The following is a 17,258-nucleotide window of genomic DNA, read 5'->3' as shown; positions in this document are numbered from 1 at the left end:
GGCTCAGCCTCCGAAGTTCAGCTGCTCGCTGTAGAACAGCCCGAGCCCGAACATGCAGCAGATCGCCGAGAGCAGCCAGAACCGGATGATCACCGTGGTTTCCGCCCACCCGGCCAGCTCGAAGTGGTGGTGGAAGGGCGCCATCCGGAACAGCCGCCGCCGCGTCGTGCGGAAGACCGCGATCTGGGTGACCACCGAGATCATCTCGACCATGAACAGGCCGCCGATGACGATGGCGAGCAGTTCGGTGCGGGTGGTCATGGACAGCCCGGCGACGAGGCCGCCGAGGGCGAGCGACCCGGTGTCGCCCATGAAGATCTTCGCCGGGGCGGCGTTCCACCACAGGAACCCGATGCAGGCCCCGGTGGCCGCGGCCGCGACGACCGCGAGGTCGAGCGGGTCGCGCACGTCGTAGCAGGCCGGGAGCGGCTGGGTGGAGCAGGAAAGCCGGGCCTGCCAGAACGAGATGACCACGTACGTCGCGAGCACCATCGCCGCCGCGCCGCCCGCCAGGCCGTCCAGGCCGTCGGTGAAGTTCACCGCGTTCGACCAGCCGGAGATGACGATGTAGCAGAAGATCACGAACACGACCGACGGGAAGGTGATCAGCGCCAGGTCGCGGACGTAGGACAGGCTCTGCGAGGCCGGGGTGAGCCCCTGCGCGTCCTTGAACTGCAGCGACAGCACCGCGAACAGGATGGTGACCACCAGCTGGCCGACCAGCTTCGCGGTCTTGTTCAGCCCGAGGTTGCGCTGCTTGCGGATCTTGATGAAGTCGTCGAGGAAGCCGACCACGCCGAGCCCGACCGCGAGCATCAGCACCAGCAGGCCCGACGCCGAGGGCGCGGCCGAGCGCGAGTTGCTGATCCAGGTGATCAGGTGCGCGACGAAATAGCCGACGACCATCGCGATGATGATCGCGACGCCGCCCATGGTCGGGGTGCCGCGCTTCGACTTGTGCCCCTGCGGGCCTTCCTCGCGGATCTCCTGGCCGAAGCCCTGTCGCGAGAAGACCCGGATGAGGTAGGGCGTGAGCAGGATCGAGACCAGCAGACCCGCCGCGGCCGCGATCATGATGTTGATCACGCGTGACCACCGTTCGAGCGTTCGGAAGACGAGGAGGGGGAGTTCCCGGGATCGGCCAGCAGCGCTTCGGCCACCCGCCAGAGACCGGCGGCCTTGGACGCCTTGACCAGCACCACGTCCCCGGAACGGAGCTGATCATGCAGCACGGCGACCGCGGCCTCGACATCGGGTACCAGCACCGACTCCTCGCCCCAGGAACCCTCCTGCAGCGCGCCCTGGTGCATGGCGGCCGCGTCCTGGCCGACCACGACGAGCTTCTCGATGTTGAGCCGGACCACGAGCCGGCCGATCGAGTCGTGCGCGGTCACCGAGTCCTCGCCCAGCTCGCCCATCACGCCGAGCACCGCCCAGGCGCGGCGGCCGGAGCGGCTCATCGACGCCAGCGCCTTCAGCCCGGCCCGGACCGACTCCGGGTTGGCGTTGTACGAGTCGTTGAGGATCGTGACGCCGTCCGCGCGGGTCGTGACGTCCATCCGGCGCTCCGAGCGCCGCTGCAGCGACGACAGCCGCTGCGCGATGTCCCCGGTGGTCGCGCCCAGTTCGCGCGCGACGGCAGCGGCCGACAGCGCGTTGCCGACGTGGTGCTCGCCGTGCAGCGGCAGCGTCACCTGGGCCTCGCCCTCGGGCGTGCTCAGCCGGAAGGACGGGCGGGCCTCGTCGTCGACCGTGATGTCGACGGCCCTGACCTGCGCCCCGGCCGACTCCCCCACCCCCACGACACGGGCCTTCGTGCGGCTCGCCATGGCGGCGACCAGCGGATCGTCGAGGTTCAGCACCGCCAGGCCGTCTTCCGGCAGCGCCTCGACCAGCTCGCCCTTGGCCTTCGCGATGCCCTCGCGCGAGCCGAACTCGCCGACGTGCGCGCTGCCCACGTTGAGCACCGCGCCGATCCGCGGCGGCGTCGTCTCGGCGGCCGCGGCGATGTGCCCGGCCCCGCGCGCGGACATCTCCAGCACGAGGAACCTGGTCGACGCGTCGGCGCGCAGCGCGGTCCACGGATGGCCCAGCTCGCTGTTGAACGACCCGGGCGGCGCGACCGTCGGGCCCATCGGCTCGACCAGCTGCGCGATGACGTCCTTGGTCGAGGTCTTGCCGGACGAGCCGGTGACGCCGATGACGGTCAGCCCGCCCGCCGCCAGCCGCTCGACGACGTACCGGGCGAGCTTGGCCAGCGCGGCGAGCACGGCGACTCCGGAGCCGTCGGTGTCGCCGGTCAGCGCTACCGACCCGGCGTTGCCCTGTCCCGGCGGCAGCGGCGGCACGACGATCGCCGGGGCGTCGACCTCCCGCGCGGCCAGCACGCCGATCGCGCCGGCCTCGACCGCCTTCGCGGCGAAATCGTGCCCGTCGACGCGTTCGCCGGGCAGCGCGAGGAACAGCCCGCCCTGGCCGAGCTCGCGGGTGTCGAATTCGACGCTGCCGGTCACGACGGCGGATCCGTCGGTGCGGTGCAGCCTGCCGCCGACGACGTCGGCGATCTCGGCCAGGCTCAGCTCGATCACGCGGTCACCTCGAGACGCTTGCGGATGGCGGCCTCCAGTTCGTCCCGGTCGGAGAACGGGTGCACCACACCCTGGACCTCCTGGCCGGTCTCGTGGCCCTTGCCTGCGATCAGGACGATGTCCCCCGGCCGGGCGAGCGACACCGCGGACGCGATCGCCTCGCGNCCTCGCCGCCCGCCGCGGGCCCGACCGCGCGGGCCCCGGCCATCATCGCGGCGCGGATCGCGGCCGGGTCCTCCGAACGCGGATTGTCGTCGGTGACGATCAGGAGATCGCTGCGGCGCACCGCGGCCTCGCCCATCATCGGGCGCTTCGCGGTGTCGCGGTCGCCGCCGCAGCCGAGCACGGTGATGACGCGGCCGTCGGTGCGGGCGCGCAGGGCGTCGAGGCCCTGCGCCACCGCGGCCGGCTTGTGCGCGTAGTCGACCACCGCGGTGAACTCCTGGCCGAGGTACACCCGCTCCATCCGGCCAGGCACCTCCACCGCGGCGAGCCCCGCGACGATGTCGCCGGCGTCGATGCCCGCGCTGTCCAGGATCGCCGCGGCGAGCACCGCGTTGGCGACGTTGAACGTGCCCGGCAGCGGGATCTTCGCGGCGAGGCTGAGCCCGTCCGGCCCGAGCAGCGTGAAGGTCTGCTCCCCCGCGGGGGTCGCCTCGATGTCGGCGGCCCGCCACAGCGCGTCGGCCCCGGCCTCGGTCGAGACGGTCACCGTCTGCGGCGTGAGCAGCGCCTGCCCCCACGCGCTGTCGGCCACGACGACCTCGGTGGTCGACCGGCCGTCGAACAGCAGGGACTTGGCGGCGAAGTACTCCTCCATGTCCTTGTGGAAATCGAGGTGGTCCTGCGACAGGTTCGTGAACGCGCCCACCGCGAACCGGGTGCCGTTGACCCGGCCGAGCGCCAGCGCGTGGCTGGACACCTCCATCGGCACGTGCGTGACGCCGCGTTCCAGCATCACCGCGAGCAGCGCCTGCAGGTCCGGAGCCTCCGGCGTGGTGAACCCGCTGACGAGGCGCTCGCCCGCGATGCGGGTCTCGACCGTGCCGATCAGACCGGTGGTGCGCCCGGCGGCGCGCAGGCCCGAGTCGACCAGATAGGAGGTGGTGGTCTTGCCGGAGGTGCCGGTGACGCCGAGGACGGACAGGCTCAGCGACGGCTCGCCGTAGATCCACGCGGCGATCTCGCCGAGCGCGGCGCGCGGGTCCGGGTGCACGAGGACCGGCACCGGCGCGTCGCGCAGCGCGGGCCGGTCGGCTCCGCTCGGGTCGGTCAGGACGGCCGCGGCGCCGGCGGCGAGGGCCTGGTCGCTGAAGTCGGCTCCGTGCGCGCGGGCTCCGGGGAGGCCGGCGAACAGGTCACCGGGGAGCACGTGCTGCGCACGCAGCGTGGTGCCGGTGACGGTGAAGTCGGCGGCCTCGGGACGGTCGGCGATGAGCCGGGCTCCCGCACGGGCGAGCAGAGTGGCCAGCGGGACCGGGTCGATCCGGGCCGGGCGGGGCGGGGCGGCGGCTGCCTTGACCGGGCTGTCCGGCAGCGACGCGGCAGCGGGCCCGCTTCGGGGCTGGGACGAGGACACGGACACGCCGGAGAGGTTACCGAGGCCGGATCCGGGTGACCCAACGCGGTACGGCGAACGCGCGCCCCCGCCGCGGGTGTGGTAGGCGGAGCGGTCAAGATCGTTGCGGCGCAACCCTTTCCCTCGCGATGCACCGGCCCGTGTGGACGATCGCCCGCGCCGCCCGCACGCGCGGCCCGCTCCCGGTGCCGCGTCCGCCGCCTCGCGCGGCCCCGGCGCCGCGCTGGCCGCATCGAACGCACCCCAGGCCGCATTGGTTGCGTTGAGCACGCCCAACACCGCATTCGGTGCGCCGCCCAAGCCGCACCGCGGCCTTCGACGGAACTCCGCGTGCCGCTGGCAACGCCCCCGACGCGGGGCCCTCACGGACCGGCGGTTCAGGAGAGCGGGCGGGTCAGCCCACGACGAGCGGCACCACCGGCGACGGACCGTCGGACAGCGGAATCTGGTACCGCTGCGACAGGTACGACGCGATCGAGTGGAACAGCGGCCCCGCGGAATGCCCGGCGGGCGTGCTGTCCGGCGCGTCGAGGCGGATGCCGACGACGAACCGAGGGTGGTCGGCGGGCAGGATCCCGGCGAAGGTGATGTTCGCCAGGCTCGAGCTGTAGGCCTTGGTGCGCGGGTCGATCTGCTGGCCGGTGCCGGTCTTGCCGGAGATCTGGTAGCCCTCCAGCCCGGCCGACGGCGCGGTGCCCGCGTTCGGGCTCTTCGCGTTCTGCACCACCGCGCGCAGCATGTCCCGCACCGTTTTCGCGGTTTCCGGGCTCACCACGCGCTCGGTCTTCGGCGGCGCTTCCGGCGTGACCGTGCCGTCCGGGTTCTTCTTCGCCTTCACGATCCGCGGTTCGACGCGCAGGCCGTCGTTCGCGATCGCCTGGTACATCCCGGCCATCTGCACCACGGTCATCGAAAGGCCCTGCCCGATCGGCAGGTTGCCGAACGTGGACGCCGACCAGTCTTTGCGCGGCGGCACGTATCCGGAGCTTTCGCCGGGAAGGCCGATGCCGGTCTTCTGCCCGATGCCGAATTTCTTCAGCAGCGCGAGATACCGGTCCGGGCCGACCTGCTGCGCGAGTTCCAGCGTGCCGACGTTGGAGGACTTCGCGAAGACGCCGGTGGTGGTGAACGTCTGCGTGCCGTGCACCCACGCGTCGTGCACCGTCCGGTCGGCGATCTTGATCGAGCCCGGCACCTCCAGCGTCGAGGTCGGCGTGGCGATCTTGTCGTCGATCGCCGCGGTCGCGGTGACCACCTTGTTCACCGAACCCGGCTCGTACGGCGTGGTGATCGGGCGGTTGTTGAGCAGGTCGTCCTTGATGGTGGACGGGTCGTTCGGGTTGAACGTGCTCGCGTCGGCCAGCGCGTACACCTCGGACGTCTTCGCGTCCATGATGACCGCCTGTCCGCCCTTGGCTCCGGCCTTCGCGGCGTAGTCGCTCAGCTGGCGCTGCAGCTCGAACTGCAGGTCGGAATCTATCGTCAGTTCGAGGTCAGAGCCCGGGACGGCGGCGTTCAGCACGTGCTCGGTGCCCGGCAGGTACAGATTGTCGTTGCCGTTCTGGGTGTTCACGATCTCGCGGCCGGGCGTGCCGGCCAGGTCCGCGTCGCGCGATTTCTCCAGCCCGATCACGCCGTGCAGGTTGTGCTTCGACACGTCGGCGTCTTCCATCCGCCAGTTCGCCATGCCGACGATGTTCGACGCGAGCGTGTCGCCCGGGTATTCGCGCTTGGCGCGCTTCTCCACGCTGATCCACGCGTACTTCTTGACGATCTGGTCGGCCACCGAAGGTTCGACGTTGTCGACAAGGTAGGTGAAGGACTGCTGTTTGTGCAGCAGCGCCAGCTGTTCGGCCTCCGTCGTCAGGTGCGGGAGCTTCTGCGCGATCAGCTTCGCCGCTCCCGACACCTCGGTTTCGAAGTTGCGGCCCTTGTCCGGGTACTTCTTCGCGTACTCGTCCATCGACTTGTGCAGCGCCCGCAGGTTCACCGACAGCGTGCGGGTTTCCACGCTGAACGCCAGTTTCGCCCCATTGCGGTCCACAATGGATCCGCGCTGCGCCGGGATGTCGATGGTGAGGGTGCGCTGCCGTTCGGCCGCCGCCGACAGCGCGGGGGCCTCGAACCACTGCACCTGCACCAGTTTCGCGCCCGCCACCACCATCAGCACGACGAGCATGATGCGCACCGCGGAGAACCGGCTGCGCTGTCCGCCGTTGCCCCGTTTCGCTACCGCGCGGCGGGTGCCCGCGGCGTAAGTCCGCCGCGCGCTGCCCGCCGCCCGGGAACGGCTGCTGCCGCCCGCCGCCATCACTGGCCTCCCCCGGCGAGGCCCGGCGTGGTGCCCGGCAGATCGCCTTCGATGCCGCCTTCCGCGGGCGGCGCGACGGGGGTCGACGGCGGGGCGGCCGCGTCGTCCTGCGGTGCCTCGGCCTTCTTCGGTTCGCCGACGACGGTCGTCTTGCCGTCCTTGCCGACGACGATGCGCGCCGGGTCGCCGCCGGGCACCATGCCCAGCTGTTTGGCCGCGGGCGCGAGAGACGCCGGGGACTGGGCCTTCGCGACCTCGCGCTCCAGCCGGTCCTTCGTCTCCATCAGCGAAGCGCTGTCCGTGCGCAGCTTTTCGAGCCGGTACGAATCGGCGATCGCCTGCGTGGTGAACCACAGCGTCGCGGCGACGCCGACCGCCAGCAGCCCCATCATCACGAGCACGAACGACGCGCGCGATTGCGGCCAGCGCAGCTTGAGCCGTGTGCGCACGGTCTTCGTTTCGACGGTTTCCGGTTCCGCGACCGGCTTTTTCGGCGCGCGCTGCCGCAGCAGGTCGGCCCGCTGCGCCCGCCGGGCGTACGCGCGCTCGGCCGCCGTCGTGCGCCGCCGAGCCGGAGCGTCGGCCTCGGTGACGGTGTTCCGCGGTGCCCGCTCCGCAGCGGTCGACGACGAGCGGCGGGACTTCGTGGGTGCGGTCATCGCGGCTCTCCGATCCGTTGTGCTGCGCGCAACCGCACCGAAGCGGCCCGCGGGTTGTGCTCGATCTCGCTCTCGCCGGCTTTCTCCGCTCCCCGGGTGAGGAGCTTCAATTCCGGCCCGTGCCCGGGCAGTTCGACCGGAAGCCCTTCCGGCGTCCGGGATTTCGCCAGTTCCGCGAGTGCCTGCTTGACCAGCCGGTCCTCAAGGGACTGATAGGACTCGACGACGATCCGGCCGTCCATCGCCAGCGTGCCCAGCGCCGCGGGCATCGCCCGGCGCAGCACTTCCAGCTCGCCGTTGACCTCGATCCGCAGCGCCTGGAAGGTGCGCTTCGCCGGATGCCCGCCGGTGCGCCTGCTCGCCGCCGGAACCGCGGAGTAGAGCAGTTCGACCAGCCTGCCGCTGCGGGTGAACGGCTCTTTCTCCCGTTCCGCCACCACGGCGCGGACGATCCGCTGCGCGAAGCGTTCCTCGCCGTAGTCGCGCAGGATCCGGATCAGCTCGCCGGGCGCGTAAGTGTTGAGCACGTCGGCCGCGGTGAACCCGGTGGTCGGGTCCATCCGCATGTCCAGCGGCGCGTCCCGCGCATAGGCGAATCCGCGTTCGGCGCGGTCGAGCTGCATCGACGAGACGCCGAGGTCGAACAGGATGCCCTCCACTGAGGACAGTCCCAGCCCGGACACCGCTTCGGGAAGTCCGTCGTAGACAGTGTGGACCAGGTCGACGCGGTCGCCGTGCCGCGCGAGCCGCTCCGCGGAGCGCTCAAGCGCGGCGGGATCGCGGTCGAGGCCGATCAGCCGGAGCCGGGGGAACGCGGCCAGCAGCGCGTCGGAATGGCCGCCGAGGCCGACGGTCGCGTCGACCAGCACGGCGTCGCGATCGGCCAGCGCGGGGGCGAACAGCTCGACGATGCGGTCCAGCAGCACCGGAACGTGCTCGGCTTCGCCCGCCATGTCTTCCCCCTTTCTGCCGCGTGTGTTCCGGGGAAGATGCGGCGGATGCCGTCAGGTCCCTGCCCGCCCGCTTGCTGACCTGGCACCGGGGAAGGTGCGCCAGGGTCAAAGAGCGGACAGAGGCCTCACGGCATCCGCGTCGAACGGCGTACCCACGTCCCCCGACGACGCAGGTGCGCTCAGGGCGTCTCCTAGAAGACGCCCGGCAGAACTTCCTCCCGAGCCTGTGCGTAGCTGTCCTCGTGTTCGTCCAGGTAGCCCTGCCACGCCTGGGCGTCCCAGATCTCGAGCCGGGTGATCGCGCCGATCACCACGCACTCCTTGTTGAGCCCCGCGTACCGGCGCAGCTCCGGCGCGATGGCGACGCGCCCTTGCCCGTCCGGACGTTGCTCGTCCGTCCCGGCGAACAGGTAGCGCTGGTAGGCCCGCACCGCCTCGTTCGTGAACGGGGCTTCGGCGACCTTCCTGGCCATCTGCTCGAACTCGGCACGGGGGAAGACGAAGAGACAGTGGTCCTGCCCCTTGGTGACCATCAGCCCGCCTGCCAAGGCTTCGCGGAACTTCGCGGGCAGTGTGAGCCGCCCTTTGTCGTCCAGCTTCGGGGTGTGGGTGCCGAGGAACACCGGCCTCCACCTCCCTACCGGATCCGGTTGGCTCCCCGCCCGGTTCCGGCTCGGGGGCTCCCTTCCGCCCCACTGGGCACCACCGTACCCCACTTTTCACCACAGTCAACGCGTCTCGCGGCCGCGCCACTCCGTCGGGTGGCGCGTTTGCGCAGGTCACGGAGGTGGGTCCAGGTGGGGGCGCGGTGGGGGGACCGTGGCGAAGATCCCCCGCACCGGGGTCTCCCGCAACCTCGGAAGGCCTGAAACGTCCGCCTTTCGGCAGCGTGGGGACCAGTGGTGGGGGTCGGTGGGGGAACCGGTGGGGGCTGGTGGGGACCGCGGGTGGAGCAGGGTGGGGAGCCGCGGCGGGGCCCGGCGGGGCGACGTTGCGGAGAGCCGCGGCGGGGCCCGGAGGGGGCGTGGCGGGAGTCGGCGCCACTCTCGGGAGGCGCCACGGTGGAGCAGTGCGGGGAGCCGCAGCGGGGGCGTGGTGGGAGTCGGTGCCACCCCCGGGAGATGCGCGGTGGAGCAGGACGGGGCAGCGCAGCGGGGCCCGGCGGGGAGCCGCAGCGGGGTGGCGGGGAGCCGCAGTGGCGTCTGGAAGGAGCGTGGCGGGAGTCGGCGCCACCCCCGGGAGATGCGCGGTGGGGCGGGGCAGCGCAGCCTGGTCACGCGGTGGAAGCAAGGGGAGCAGGCGGGCCGAGTCCGGTGGGGCGGCGTGGGGAACTGGCCGCGGCCAGCCGGACGGAACCCGGCGCGACGGTGCCGAGACAACCGCGGCGGGCCGAGCGAGGACCGCTGTCGCGCGGGCGCACGCCGGTCGACGGTGATCAGCGGCCCCCGTAACCGACGTCGTGAGCGGCGGTGCCGGTCAGAACCGGCATCGCCGCTCACGACCCATCGGGTCGGCGCGGTGCCAGCTCCATGACCCGCTCGGCCAGCCGTGCACTGTCCACAGGGGACACCGTCACCCATTCCTGCCCGCCGCGACCCGGCGAGGACACCGCCGAATAGGCCCCGGCGTCCGTGTCGAACCAGGTCAGCCCGCCGGTCCTGGCCAGTTTGCCCGCCCGGTCGCGGACGTGGACGGTGAACTGGCCCGCCGCGTACACCGGCCGGGACTGGATCGCCCGCAGTTCCTCACCCTGTGCGCCGCCGGGCGGTTTCCCCGCCGCGGGCAGCCGGACGCCGTAGCCGGGTCCGGCCGACAGTTCCGGCAGCACGTCGACGATCGCCGAGGCCAATTCGCTTTCCCCGATGCCGCGCACGCCGATCGTCCGCGCCGGCTGCACGGCCAGCACCGCGTTGCGGCCGCGGATCGCGGCGACCGCGCGGAACGGTTCGTCCGCGGTCATGTCCGCGAGCGCCTCGCACTCCACATACCGTTCCGCGGACGCCAGCACGCGGAGGCTGTTCTCCAGTGCGGCGTCGAGACGGCCGTCGAAGAGGCCGCGCTCGCCGAGGTTCCGGTAGACCTCCGCGCGGATCGCGGAGCGGTCGGCGTCGGTCTCCCCCACGCTGCGCACCGCCAGCGGCGCGGGCGGGGCGTCGAGGCCGAGGTCGGCCCAGACGATGTCGAACGCGGACGCCGACAGGCTGATCAAGCCGGCCCCGCACCGAGCGGCGGGACCGCGGGGAACTCGCCTTCGGGAAGCAGCCCGCGCAACGCCGTGTCCCGGGTGCGCAGGACGTCGATCGCCTTCTGCCGGGCGGCCTCGGCTTCGGCGCGCCGCTCGTCCATGGCGGACGACAGCCCGGCCAGCCGCACCAGGTCCCCGCTCGCCGCGGCGGAGCGGATCATCGCCGCCGGGTCGAAGTCCACCGGCGCGGGCATGTCCGCGCGCGCCCGGGCGGCGACCTCGGCCTGCCCCTGCACGGCTTCCCCGACTTTCGCCGACACCACGGAGGTTTCGGCCAGCCAGCCGGACGCTGTGCCGAGCACTTTCCGCATCGCGTCGCCGGCGTCGCCCTGCCAGGTTTCCTCGCTGCCCGCGGACAACGCGACCAGCCCGCCGATCGAGTCCTCAAGCCGTTGCGACAGCCCGGCCCACCGCGTGCCCGACTCGCCGGCGGCGGCCGGGTCGTTGCCGTTGACCGCCTGCGCGGCCAGCGCCGCGTGGCTGAACGCTTCGTACCGGGCCGTCGGCTCGGGGACCGGGGACTCAGCCGGGGTGTCGGTCACGACTTTCCTCCTCGCACGGGGGGTTCACGGCAGCTTCGGCTCGACCAGCCCGGCCACGTCGCCCGCCCGCGAGCAGGCGAGGTCCGAGTCGGCGAAGTTCGCGTTGTTCACGTCGACCTGCACGCTCCGCGCGCCGCCGACGTCGAGCAGCACCGCGCAGGTGCCGCGGCGGCCGGACACCTGCACCGCCTGGTGCGAGCCGACGTCCTTCTTGGTGCGCTTGCCGCCGGAGAGGTCGAGGTTGGCCAGTCCGTTGGTCTCGTCGAGAGTGACGGTGACGCCGAAGGTCGAGGGCACCGTCCAGTCGCAGGCACGCGCCTCGCCGATCGTCTTCGGCTTGCCCTGCCCGGGGAGCCCGGCCGACGACCGGTCCTGCGGCGAAAGCAGTGTGCACGGATCGAGCTTGGCCAGCGAAGGAGCGGAGGAGGACGGCGGCGCGGGCGCGGGCGGGCCTCCGTCGGCGGGCGCGGCGTGTGAGATGCCGGGCATCCGGCCGCACGAAACGAGCACCGTGAGCCCGGCGAGCGGGAGAAAAAGGAGCGCGGCGCGCGCCGCGGAACGGTCAGCCACCGGTGCAGTCCACGCCTTCGGCGGCTTCGCCGTCCTGGTCGCGGTACTTCTCCAGCGCGCCGCCGATGCGTTTCTTCAGCCCGGCGATTTCTTTCCCGAACGCGGTGAGCTGGTCGACCGCCGAGCCGTCGCGGCCGAGGCCGTATTTCGCCATGAACGCGCCGACCTCGCCGGCGTACCCGCCGCCGAGCGGCACCGACCGGCCGAGCACCGCGGCCTCGCGGACCATCTCGCCGACGACGTCCTGCAGTTCGCCGAGCTTCGCGTACGTCGCGGTCGCCAGTTCGGGCGTGACCGCGAACCGGCCGCCGGACAGTCCCGGGAGCCCGGCTTTCCGTTCCGCCTCGGCCTCGCTCATGCGCGGATGCACCTCTTCCGACGTCGAACCGTGGTCGGGCGACTTCGTTTCGGAGCATACGACAGTGCACACGGTCAGCGGGATCACCTGAAAATGCCTCATAATCACCCGTAAGAAGGAGTACCGAGGTGGCTGGGCGTCACCATGAAACGATCTCGGGGTTCCGCCGCCCGGTTCTCCCGGGTTTGACACACTGGGGAGAACGCTGGACAGGCGCGCATCCCCGCCGGTTCCCGTCCAGCTATTGCGCCACCAGGAGGTCGAGTGACGTCGAGAATCCAGTCCGCTTCCCCCGCCGGAGGTCACGGCTCCGGGTCCGGGCAGCCGCCGTACCCGGCGGTCGAGTCCGCGGACGGGCTGGCGCAGGTCCCGGCGGCCGGGCTCGGCGAACTGCACGACGCCGCGCGCCGGATCGCCGCGAACGTGGAACGCGTCCTCGTCGGCAAGCCGGACGTCATCCGGATCGCGCTGGTGACCCTCCTCGCCGAGGGGCACCTGCTCGTCGAGGACGTGCCGGGCGTCGGCAAGACCTCGCTCGCGAAGGCGCTCGCGCGCTCGATCGACTGCACTGTCAGCCGCGTCCAGTTCACGCCCGACCTGCTGCCCAGCGACGTCACCGGCGTTTCCATCTACAACCGGCAGACCGGCGAGTTCGAGTTCCGGCCCGGCCCGGTGTTCGCGAACATCGTGGTCGGCGACGAGATCAACCGGGCCTCGCCGAAGACGCAGTCCGCGCTGCTGGAGTGCATGGAGGAGCACCAGGTCACGGTCGACACGAGCACCTACTCCCTCGGCGCGCCGTTCATGGTCATCGCGACGCAGAACCCGATCGAGATGGAGGGCACCTACGCGCTGCCCGAGGCCCAGCGCGACCGGTTCACCGCGCGGGTGTCCATCGGCTACCCCGACCAGCAGGCCGAACTGGCCATGGTCGACGAGCATTCCGGGCACAACCCGCTCGCGGACCTGACTCCGGTGTCCGACGGCGAGACGATGCAGCGGCTGATCGAAACCGTCCGCGGCGTGCACATCGCGCCGGAGGTCCGCCGGTACGCCGTCGACGTCGTGTCGGCGACCCGGCAGGTGCCGGAGATCCGGCTCGGCGCTTCGCCGCGCGCGACGCTGCACCTGGTCCGGGCCGCCCGCGCGCAGGCCGCGCTGTCCGGGCGCGACTACGTGGTGCCCGACGACCTGCACACGGTCGCGGTCCCCGTGCTGGCGCATCGGCTGGTGCTCACCACCGAGGCGCACGCCGCCCGCCGTTCGGCGACCGACGTGGTCCGCGCGGTGCTGCACCGCGTCCCCGTCCCCCAGGGCTCGGCCCGCTGAGGCGCGTCCCGCTACCCGAGTAGGGAATCCGCATGCTGCGCGCGCTTTCCGGCCTCACCACCCGAGGCCGCTGCCTCCTCGCCGCCGGGATCGCGGCCGCGGTGTGCTCGCTGGTGCTCAACGAACGCGACCTGCTCCGGGTCGCGGTGTTCGTCGTCGCCCTGCCGCTGCTGGTCGCCGTCTACATTTCGGCGACCCGGCTGCGGCTCGGCGCGGCGCGCTCCCTGCGCCCGGACCGGGTCGCGGCGGGCGCGGCCGGCGAGGTCGACCTGGAGCTGTGGCGCAGCGGGCGGCTGCCCGGCGGCGAGGTGCTGCTGGAGGACGGCGTGCCGTACGCGCTGGGCACCCGCCCGCGGTTCGTGGTCGAACGGCTGCCGCACGACCGGCGCGTGCTGCTGCGGTACCCGCTGCGCCCGGCCATGCGCGGGATCCAGCAGGTCGGCCCGCTGCGCGCGACGATCACCGACCCGTTCGGGCTGTGCGAATTCGAACGGGAGCTGATCGGCCATTCGCGGCTGGTCGTCGTGCCGCGCACGGTGCCGCTGTGGGGGCTGCCCGGCGGCGCCGGGGCCGGGGCGGGAGACGACGGAAGCGTCCGGCTGCATTCCGGGCAGGGCGAGCCGGACGTGATCGTGCGGCACTACCGCACCGGCGACGACATGCGGAAGGTCCACTGGCGGTCGACCGCGCGCCGCGACGAGATCATGGTCCGCATCGAGGAACGCCCCTGGCGCGGCGGCACGACAGTATTGCTGGACCACCGCGCGGCCGCGCACCACGGGAGCGGCCCGTCGGCGAGTCTGGAGTGGGCGGTGTCGTTCGCCGCTTCGGTGTCGCTGCACCTGCGGCGGACCGGCCACCGGGTCCGGCTGGTGACCGAACACGGCATCTCGCTGGCCGACTCTCCCGCCGACGGCGGGGAAGGCTACGACAACCTGGTGCTCGACGCGCTGGCCGCGCTCCAGCCCGCGCACCAGCGAGACGTGACGCTCGGCCACGACCCGGCCGAAGGGCAGGAACTGATCGCGATCCTGGGCACGGTGAGCGCGGAATCGGTGCACGAGCTGACGCGGTACCGGGCTCGCGGGGTCCGCAGCCTCGCCGTTCTCCTGGACACGCCGAGCTGGGCGGGTTCGGCCTCGCCGGACCACCTGGCCGCGGCGACGGAGGAGTCGGCGGAGCTGCTGCGCGGCGCGGGCTGGGGCGTCGTGGTGGCCGGTCCGCGGACGCCGATGCCCGAGGTGTGGGGGCTGCTGTGCCGCGCGGGCACCCACCGGTCGACGGTGATCGGCGGTACGCGATGAGCCCGGCAAGCACCGTCGTGAGCGGCAATCCCGGTTCTAACCGGTATTGCCCCTCACGAGCACTCAGGGGGATCCGATGACCACCACCGCTCCCCGCCCGTCCGGCGCGCCGCCGATCCCGCACACCCCGACGCCGCAGCCGACCGATCCCCCGCCCGCGTGGCGGAGCAGCGTCCTGCCGCCGATCGCCGCCGGGCTCGCGACGCTGTGCGCGGCCACGTCGCTGACCAGCGTCGTGGCCGGCTGGGCCTGGTTCGGGTACGTCTTCGTGGCCGTCGTGCTGGTCGCGGGCACCGGGCTGGCGCTGCGATCGCTGCGCGCGCCGACCGTCGTCGCCGGGTTCGGGCAGCTGCTCGTGCTGCTGTTCCTCATCACCGGGGCGTTCACGACCCAAGGCGTGCTCACGATCTTCCCCGGCCCCACCGCCTTCGGCGAACTCCAGGCCACGCTCACCGCGGCGGCCGACCAGATCCGGATCGGCCTCCCGCCGGTCGACAGCACGCAGCCGATCCTGTGCCTGGTGACGATCGCGGTCGGCCTGGTCGCGGTGCTGGTCGACACGCTCGCCGTGGCCGCGGCAGCACCTGCGGCGACCGGGCTCGTGCTGCTCTGCGTGTACGCGGTGCCCGCGGCGCTGTCGGACGACCTGATGCCGTGGTGGACGTTCGTGCTCGGCGCGGGAGCCTTCGCGTGCCTGCTCGCCCTCGACGGCAACCACCGGCACCGTCGCTGGCGCAACCGCGACGCGCCCGGCTCCGGCGGCACGCTGCGGCTCGCGCAGGCCCCGGTGGCGGTGGTCAGCTCGGCGATCGTGCTCGGCCTGCTGGGCGGCGGGATCACCATGGTCGGGACCGTCGGCAAGATCCCGTTCGGCTCTGGGCCGGGCGGCGACGGCGACGGGACCGGCGGGTTCGGCATCGCGCCGTTCACCCAGCTGCGCGGGCTGCTCGACCAGGGTCAGAACACCGAGCTGTTCCAGGTCCGCGGCCTCGGCCCGGACCGGCGGCTGATGCGCGCGTTCACCTTGGACACCTACACCCCGAACAAGGGCTGGGGCCTGCGCGCCGGCGGCCAGGCGCAGACCGGCGTGCTCGCGAACAGCACGCTGCCCGCCGCGCCCGGCGACGACGGCACCGGGGTGTCGCGGCAGATCCAGATCCAGCCGACGCGCTGGGTCGACAACTGGCTGCCGGTCTACGGCGCCCCGCGCGCGCTCCGGGGCGTGCCGCCGCAGTGGCTGTACGACCGGGTCAGCGGTTCGGTGTTCACCACGAGCAGCGAGCCCGCGCCGCCCTACGTGGAAACCGCGTCGCTGAAAGAGCCGACGGCCGCGGAATTGCGGGACACCGCACCGAAATCCGACGAGGTGCCCGGTCTCTACACCCGGATCAGCCAGGTCGACAAGCGGGTCACGGCGCTGACCGACCAGCTCACCGCGGGCAAGACCAACAACTTCGACCGGGCCACCGCGCTGTGGCAGTACTTCAGCGCGCAGAACGGTTTCGTGTACGACACGAAGACCGCGGACGCCACCGACTCCGACGCTCTCGCCGACTTCATCCTCAAGGGAAAACGGGGCTACTGCGAGCAATACGCGTCGGCGATGGCGGTGATGCTGCGGGTCGCGCACATCCCCGCGCGCGTCGCGATCGGCTTCACTCCCGGCGTTTCCAAGGGCGACTACCAGTCGATCAGCTCGCAGGACGCGCACGCGTGGGTCGAGGCGTACTTCGGCGACAAGGGCTGGGTCAGCTTCGACCCGACCCCGCTCGCCGACGGCCGCGGCATCGTCCCGCCGTATCTCCAGCAGAACACCCAGAACCCGCAGCAGCCCAACGCCACCGACGACCTCCCGACGGCCTCGCGCTCCGCCGCCCCGTCCACCGGCGCGTCGGCGGACAAGAACCAAGACCAGGCCACCCCCGCCGCCCCCGTGGACACGACTCCCGGCGACAGCTGGCTGACCTGGCTGGCTCTGACGCTGGCCGTCCTCGGCGCCGCGGCCGTCGCGACGTCGTACTTCTTGCGCCGCCGCCCGCCGCCCGCCGCGGATCTGCCCCCGTCCGGCGTCCCGCCTGGATCCACCCCCGACGGCGATGTCCTGGTCAGAAACCCAGTCACCGCCCCGACCCGGCTACGCCTGGCAGCGCTGTGGCTGCCCCTGACCGGAGCCGTCCTGCTGGTAGCCGCTCTCGGTTTGCTGGCCGGAATGGTGTCGTGGTGGCTCGCCGCGTTCGTCGTCCTGGTGCTCGCGGCAACCGGTGGCCCCGCCGCGATCCGGGACCTGATGCGCCGCCGCCGCCTCCAGACGATCGCGACACACTCCCCCGGCGCCGCCGACGCGGCCTGGCGCGAGCTGAAAGCCGAGTGCGCGGACCGCGACCTGCCGATCTCCGACAGCGACACGGTCCGGGTGGCCGGCGGAAAGATCGCCGAACGCCACCGTCTGGACGACTCGGGCAGGGAGGCGTTGCGCACCGTGCTGGGCGCGGTGGAACGCAGCTGGTACAGCGACGAGACAACCCCGGACCCGACGCTGGAGCCCGCTTTCGGGCAGCTGCGGGACAGCCTGCGCCGCACCGCACCGCTGTCGATGCGGGGACGGTTGTTCCCGAGGTCGGTCCTGCGCCGACGGCGGTGAGCTTCAGATTCGGTTGACGCGGACGCCCGGCGATAGTCCCCCATTCCGCCGTCCACCACCTCCTTATCGCCAGCGCACATCTGGACGCTCGAGAAACGCTCAGGCAGTTCGGCGCCGACGCGGGCGCCCCGGAGAAAGACATCTCAGGTTCTTAGAAGTCAAGCCGCGATCGTGAGTGG

13 protein-coding genes and 1 pseudogene are annotated in these 17,258 nt (G+C 72.4%); 3 read left to right on the top strand and 11 right to left on the bottom strand.

Annotated features, from left to right (window positions below; all coding sequences use genetic code 11):
• Positions 1–3 precede the first annotated feature (3 nt).
• From mraY to A4R44_RS17225, 11 genes and pseudogenes are all read right to left on the bottom strand, one after another.
• Positions 4–1,086, bottom strand: coding sequence for a phospho-N-acetylmuramoyl-pentapeptide-transferase (mraY, locus tag A4R44_RS17275; RefSeq protein ID WP_067581314.1), 1,083 nt, complete (start codon positions 1,084–1,086; stop codon positions 4–6).
• Entirely contained in the window at positions 1,083–2,588 is a 1,506-nt protein-coding gene (gene murF / locus A4R44_RS17270; RefSeq protein ID WP_067581312.1) for a UDP-N-acetylmuramoyl-tripeptide--D-alanyl-D-alanine ligase, read from the bottom strand. Before murF ends, mraY begins: the two co-directional genes overlap by 4 nt.
• Positions 2,585–4,125: pseudogene (locus A4R44_RS17265) on the bottom strand (UDP-N-acetylmuramoyl-L-alanyl-D-glutamate--2,6-diaminopimelate ligase). Before A4R44_RS17265 ends, murF begins: the two are co-directional and overlap by 4 nt.
• A gap of 436 nt (positions 4,126–4,561) precedes the next feature.
• On the bottom strand, positions 4,562–6,478 hold the full coding sequence (locus tag A4R44_RS17260; RefSeq protein WP_067581311.1) for a penicillin-binding protein 2: 1,917 nt from the start codon (positions 6,476–6,478) through the stop codon (positions 4,562–4,564).
• On the bottom strand, positions 6,478–7,137 hold the full coding sequence (locus A4R44_RS17255; RefSeq protein ID WP_067581309.1) for a hypothetical protein: 660 nt from the start codon (positions 7,135–7,137) through the stop codon (positions 6,478–6,480). Before A4R44_RS17255 ends, A4R44_RS17260 begins: the two co-directional genes overlap by 1 nt.
• Complete coding sequence (gene rsmH / locus A4R44_RS17250) at positions 7,134–8,090, bottom strand: 16S rRNA (cytosine(1402)-N(4))-methyltransferase RsmH (RefSeq protein WP_067581307.1); 957 nt, start codon at positions 8,088–8,090, stop codon at positions 7,134–7,136. Before rsmH ends, A4R44_RS17255 begins: the two co-directional genes overlap by 4 nt.
• Before the next feature lie 191 nt (positions 8,091–8,281).
• Positions 8,282–8,713, bottom strand: coding sequence for a division/cell wall cluster transcriptional repressor MraZ (mraZ, locus tag A4R44_RS17245; RefSeq protein WP_009080393.1), 432 nt, complete (start codon positions 8,711–8,713; stop codon positions 8,282–8,284).
• Between the two features lie 872 nt (positions 8,714–9,585).
• Entirely contained in the window at positions 9,586–10,299 is a 714-nt protein-coding gene (locus A4R44_RS17240; RefSeq protein ID WP_067581305.1) for an ESX secretion-associated protein EspG, read from the bottom strand.
• A complete protein-coding gene (locus A4R44_RS17235; RefSeq protein WP_067581304.1) occupies positions 10,296–10,877 on the bottom strand; it encodes a PPE domain-containing protein in 582 nt (193 codons plus the stop codon). The genes A4R44_RS17240 and A4R44_RS17235 overlap by 4 nt, the downstream gene beginning before the upstream one ends.
• A gap of 24 nt (positions 10,878–10,901) precedes the next feature.
• Positions 10,902–11,447: a DUF3558 family protein gene (locus A4R44_RS17230; protein WP_093573686.1), complete on the bottom strand. Its 546-nt coding sequence runs from the start codon at positions 11,445–11,447 to the stop codon at positions 10,902–10,904.
• Entirely contained in the window at positions 11,440–11,805 is a 366-nt protein-coding gene (locus A4R44_RS17225) for a hypothetical protein (RefSeq protein WP_067582245.1), read from the bottom strand. The genes A4R44_RS17230 and A4R44_RS17225 overlap by 8 nt, the downstream gene beginning before the upstream one ends.
• Before the next feature lie 264 nt (positions 11,806–12,069).
• Here A4R44_RS17225 and A4R44_RS17220 point away from each other — a divergent pair, with 264 nt between their 5' ends.
• From A4R44_RS17220 to A4R44_RS17210, 3 genes are all read left to right on the top strand, one after another.
• Positions 12,070–13,134: a MoxR family ATPase gene (locus A4R44_RS17220; protein ID WP_067581302.1), complete on the top strand. Its 1,065-nt coding sequence runs from the start codon at positions 12,070–12,072 to the stop codon at positions 13,132–13,134.
• A gap of 32 nt (positions 13,135–13,166) precedes the next feature.
• Positions 13,167–14,438 (top strand): DUF58 domain-containing protein, encoded by a 1,272-nt coding sequence (locus A4R44_RS17215; protein WP_067581300.1) that lies wholly within the window; start codon positions 13,167–13,169, stop codon positions 14,436–14,438.
• 76 nt (positions 14,439–14,514) lie between these two features.
• Positions 14,515–17,079 carry a DUF3488 and transglutaminase-like domain-containing protein gene (locus A4R44_RS17210; RefSeq protein WP_067581298.1) on the top strand — a complete coding sequence of 855 codons (2,565 nt, stop codon included), beginning with the start codon at positions 14,515–14,517 and terminating at the stop codon, positions 17,077–17,079.
• Positions 17,080–17,258 lie beyond the last annotated feature (179 nt).

Origin of the sequence: Amycolatopsis sp. M39, assembly GCF_001651785.1 — a bacterium.
GTDB classification, from domain to species: domain Bacteria; phylum Actinomycetota; class Actinomycetes; order Mycobacteriales; family Pseudonocardiaceae; genus Amycolatopsis; species Amycolatopsis rubida.
This window is presented reverse-complemented; position numbering and strand designations above follow the sequence as displayed.